The 3,500-nt window shown below is 72.9% G+C and carries 4 protein-coding genes; 2 read left to right on the forward strand and 2 right to left on the reverse strand.

The genetic code is table 11. The features are described 5' to 3' along the window. The first annotated feature begins 73 nt into the window (after positions 1–73). Together ACYVE9_RS19385 and ACYVE9_RS19390 are read left to right on the forward strand one after the other, a co-directional pair. Positions 74–640, forward strand: a complete 567-nt coding sequence (locus ACYVE9_RS19385; protein WP_461029152.1) for an NADAR family protein — start codon at positions 74–76, stop codon at positions 638–640. Positions 641–866: 226 nt separating this feature from the next. Then, on the forward strand, positions 867–1,736 hold the full coding sequence (locus tag ACYVE9_RS19390; RefSeq protein WP_461029155.1) for an SDR family oxidoreductase: 870 nt from the start codon (positions 867–869) through the stop codon (positions 1,734–1,736). An 86-nt stretch (positions 1,737–1,822) separates the two neighbouring features. Here ACYVE9_RS19390 and ACYVE9_RS19395 read toward each other — a convergent pair whose 3' ends face one another. Further along, positions 1,823–3,004: a zinc-dependent alcohol dehydrogenase gene (locus ACYVE9_RS19395; protein WP_461029153.1), complete on the reverse strand. Its 1,182-nt coding sequence runs from the start codon at positions 3,002–3,004 to the stop codon at positions 1,823–1,825. Positions 3,005–3,142: 138 nt separating this feature from the next. Next, positions 3,143–3,376, reverse strand: a complete 234-nt coding sequence (locus ACYVE9_RS19400) for a DUF6480 family protein (RefSeq protein WP_461029154.1) — start codon at positions 3,374–3,376, stop codon at positions 3,143–3,145. Between the last annotated feature and the right edge of the window lie 124 nt (positions 3,377–3,500).

The following is a 3,500-nucleotide window of genomic DNA, read 5'->3' on the forward strand; positions in this document are numbered from 1 at the left end:
CGGAGGCGGTGGGCGCCGTGGGCCGGGCGAAATCCCGTGGCTCCGGTGCCGACGGCATGGCAGGGTCGTCCCCATGTCCCCGCACGACGCGTCGCCGCGCGACCTCGACGCTCTCCGCCGGCTCGAAGCCCAAGGGCAGCGGGTCAAGTTCCTGCACTTCTGGGGGCATCGGCCGCCCCCGGGCGGCGGACCGGGACCCGGTTGCCTGAGCCAGTGGTGGCCCGCGCCCTTCACCCTCGACGGTGCCGTCTGGCCGACCGCCGAGCACTACATGATGGCCGCCAAGGCGCGCCTGTTCGGCGACGCGGCGATCGCCCGGCGCATCCGCGACACGGCCCACCCGGGCGCGGCCAAGGCGCTGGGGCGCCAGGTCGCCGACTTCGACGCCCGGACCTGGGAGGCGGAGCGGTACGGCATCGTCGTCCGGGCGAACACCGCCAAGTTCGGGCAGGACCCAGCCCTGTGCGCCTACCTGCTGGGCACGTCGGCGCGCGTGCTCGTGGAGGCCAGCCCCGTCGACCCCGTCTGGGGCATCGGCCTCACCGCCGAGGACCCGAGGGCCGCGCGGCCCTCGCAGTGGCGGGGGCAGAACCTGCTCGGCTTCGCCCTCATGGACGCCCGCGACGCCCTGACCGCCTGACCCCCTGACCGCCTGACGCGACGACGCGACGACGTGACGCCCCGACCGTCCGACACGGCGCCCCGACCGTCCGACACGGCGCCCCGACCGTCCGACGACGTCCCGGCACGCGCCCCGCGCAAGGCCCGGGCGGGCCGCACGCTCGTTTCGTGGTGGGGGCCCCGGGTACCCAGGCGGCCCGGCACATCAGGACATGTATGGAGGAACAGTGCCCACCACGGAGGACATGCAGAACCCCGCCGAGCAGGAGCCCAAGCCGCCGTTCCCGCAGCAGGACGACGAGCACCCCGGCCACACGGAGAACATGGATCCGAAGCCGGACCACGGCGAGGACACCTACCGGGGGAGCGGGCGCCTGGAGGAGAGGAAGACCCTGATCACCGGCGGTGACTCGGGCATCGGCCGGGCGGTCGCGCTGGCCTTCGCCCGGGAGGGCGCCGACGTGGCGCTGGCCTACCTGCCCGAGGAAGAGGACGAGGCGCAGCAGACGGTGGCACTCGTCGAGGACGCCGGCCGCCGTGCGGTGGCGGTGCCCTGCGACATCCGCCAGGAGGACGAGTGCCGGCGGCTGGTGGACCGCGCGGTGCGGGAGTTCGGCCGCATCGACGTGCTGGTGAACAACGCGGCCTACCAGATGTCCCAGCCCAAGGGGCTGGAGGAGATCAGCACCGAGCAGTTCGACCGGGTCGTGCACACCAACCTCTACGGCATGTTCTGGCTGACCAAGATGGCCCTGCCGCACATGCCGGAGGGCGGCAGCGTCATCAACACCACCTCCGTGCAGGCCTACAAGCCCAGCGCCCACCTGCTCGACTACGCCATGACCAAGGGCGCCATCGTGACGTTCACCCAGGGCCTGGCCGGCAATCTCGCCGAGCGCGGCATCCGGGTCAACGCGGTCGCACCCGGTCCGGTGTGGACGCCGCTCATCCCGTCGACGCTGCCGGACACGTCGGAGTTCGGCGCGCAGAGCCCGCTGGGCCGCGCGGCCCAGCCCGCCGAGATGGCCCCCGCGTACGTGTTCCTCGCCTCGCAGGAGGCCAGCTACATCACCGCGGAGATCGTCAACGCCACCGGCGGCACCCCGCTGCCCTGAGCCCGCGGCGACGAAGCGGGGCCTGCGACGAAGCGGGGCAGCCCCGCTTCGTCGCCGGCCCGGCGGTCACGGCTCGAAGACCGTGGTCACGGCTTGAAGACGACCTTCACCGCGCCGTCCTTCTTCTCCTGGTACATCTTGTACGCGTCGGCCGCCTCGCTCAGCGGCACGTGGTGCGTGGCGAAGTCGTCGACGCCCAGCGGGTCGCCGTCGGTGAGCAGCGGCAGGATGTCCGGCACCCACCGCTTCACGTTGGCCTGGCCCATGCGCAGCTGGATCTGCTTGTCGAACAGGACCAGCATCGGCAGCGGGTCGGCCATGCCGCCGTAGACACCGCTCAGCGAGATGGTGCCGCCGCGGCGGACCATGTCGATGGCCATGCCCAGCGCGGCCAGCCGGTCCACGCCGGCCTTCGACGCGACCTTCTCGGCGATCCGCCCGGGCAGCATCGCCGACGCGTCCTGGAGCAGCTTGCCGGCCTTGCTGCCGTGCGCCTCCATGCCGACCGCGTCGACCACCGAGTCGGCGCCGCGGCCCTCGGTGCGCTCACGGACCGCCTCGGCCGGATCGTCGACGGTGTTGAGGTCGATCACGTCCACCCCGCGCGCCCGGGCGCGCTCCAGCCGCTCGGGGACCAGGTCCACGCCGATGACCTGCCGCACGCCCTGCTGGAGCGCGATCCGGCACGACATGTCACCGATCGGCCCGAGGCCCAGCACCACCAGCGTGCCGCCCTCGGGCACGTCGGCGTAGGCGACGGCCTGCCAGGCGGTGGGCAGCACGTCCGACAGGTAGAGGTAGCGGTCGTCCGAGGGGCCCTCGGGCACCTTGATCGGCCCGTACTGGGCCTGCGGCACCCGCAGGTACTCGGCCTGGCCGCCCGGTACCGCGCCGTAGAGCTTGGTGTAGCCGAACAGCGCGGCGCCCGAGTCGTGCTCGCGTACCTGCGTCGTCTCGCACTGGGTCTGGAGGCCCTGGAGGCACATGAAGCACGAACCGCAGGAGATCTGGAACGGCACCACGACCCGGTCACCGGGCGCCAGGTCCGTCACCTCGGCGCCCACCTCCTCGACGATGCCCATCGGCTCGTGGCCGAGGATGTCGCCGGGCGTCATGAACGGGGCGAGCACCTCGTAGAGGTGCAGGTCCGAACCGCACAGACCGCTCGACGTCACCCTGATGACGGCGTCGGTGGGCTTCAGGATCGCCGGATCGGGCACGTTCTCCACGCGTACGTCACGCTTGCCGTGCCATACGTTCGCCTTCATCGGATACCTCCGTACGCGGAAGCCGCCCGGGCGGCCCGTCGGGACGGGCACCGGCGTCTTCCTCGGTTTGCTCAGCGGGCGTCGGGGTCGGTGGGCGTCGGGGTCAGCGGGCGGGGGCCGGGCGGCTCGGGTGCCGGGTCAGTCCTGCCACAGGAACACCGCGTAGACCAGGAAGAACGCCGCCACCAGCGCGGTGACCAGCAGGATCATGGTGAGCGGCGCCTTGGCCCAGCCCTTGGTGGGGTTGTGCGTCTCGTCCGGACCGGCGCCCGAGGTGCTGCCCTCACCCGGTGGGGTCTCACCCGGCGGCACCGAGCCGCCGGGTGACAGGCCGGGCGTGCGGCGCGGATCCGGGTCGGTGTTGTCTTCCATGTCGTGCGAGTGCCTGGAATGAGCCGATTCACACCCCCGGACGGGCGACGACCGTCGGCGCGCCGCCCCGGGCACGGCGGACGACGCCCGGGACGGGCTCCGGCACGGCTCCGGGGACGGCCCC

The organism is Streptomyces sparsus, assembly GCF_054776295.1.

Bases quoted from the DNA above. Each gene is read 5' to 3' on its own strand.
- ACYVE9_RS19400 (WP_461029154.1), bottom strand. From the start codon at position 3,376: ATGGAAGACAACACCGACCCGGATCCGCGCCGCACGCCCGGCCTGTCA.
- ACYVE9_RS19390 (WP_461029155.1), top strand. From the start codon at position 867: ATGCAGAACCCCGCCGAGCAGGAGCCCAAGCCGCCGTTCCCGCAGCAG.
- ACYVE9_RS19385 (WP_461029152.1), top strand. From the start codon at position 74: ATGTCCCCGCACGACGCGTCGCCGCGCGACCTCGACGCTCTCCGCCGG.
- ACYVE9_RS19395 (WP_461029153.1), bottom strand. From the start codon at position 3,004: ATGAAGGCGAACGTATGGCACGGCAAGCGTGACGTACGCGTGGAGAAC.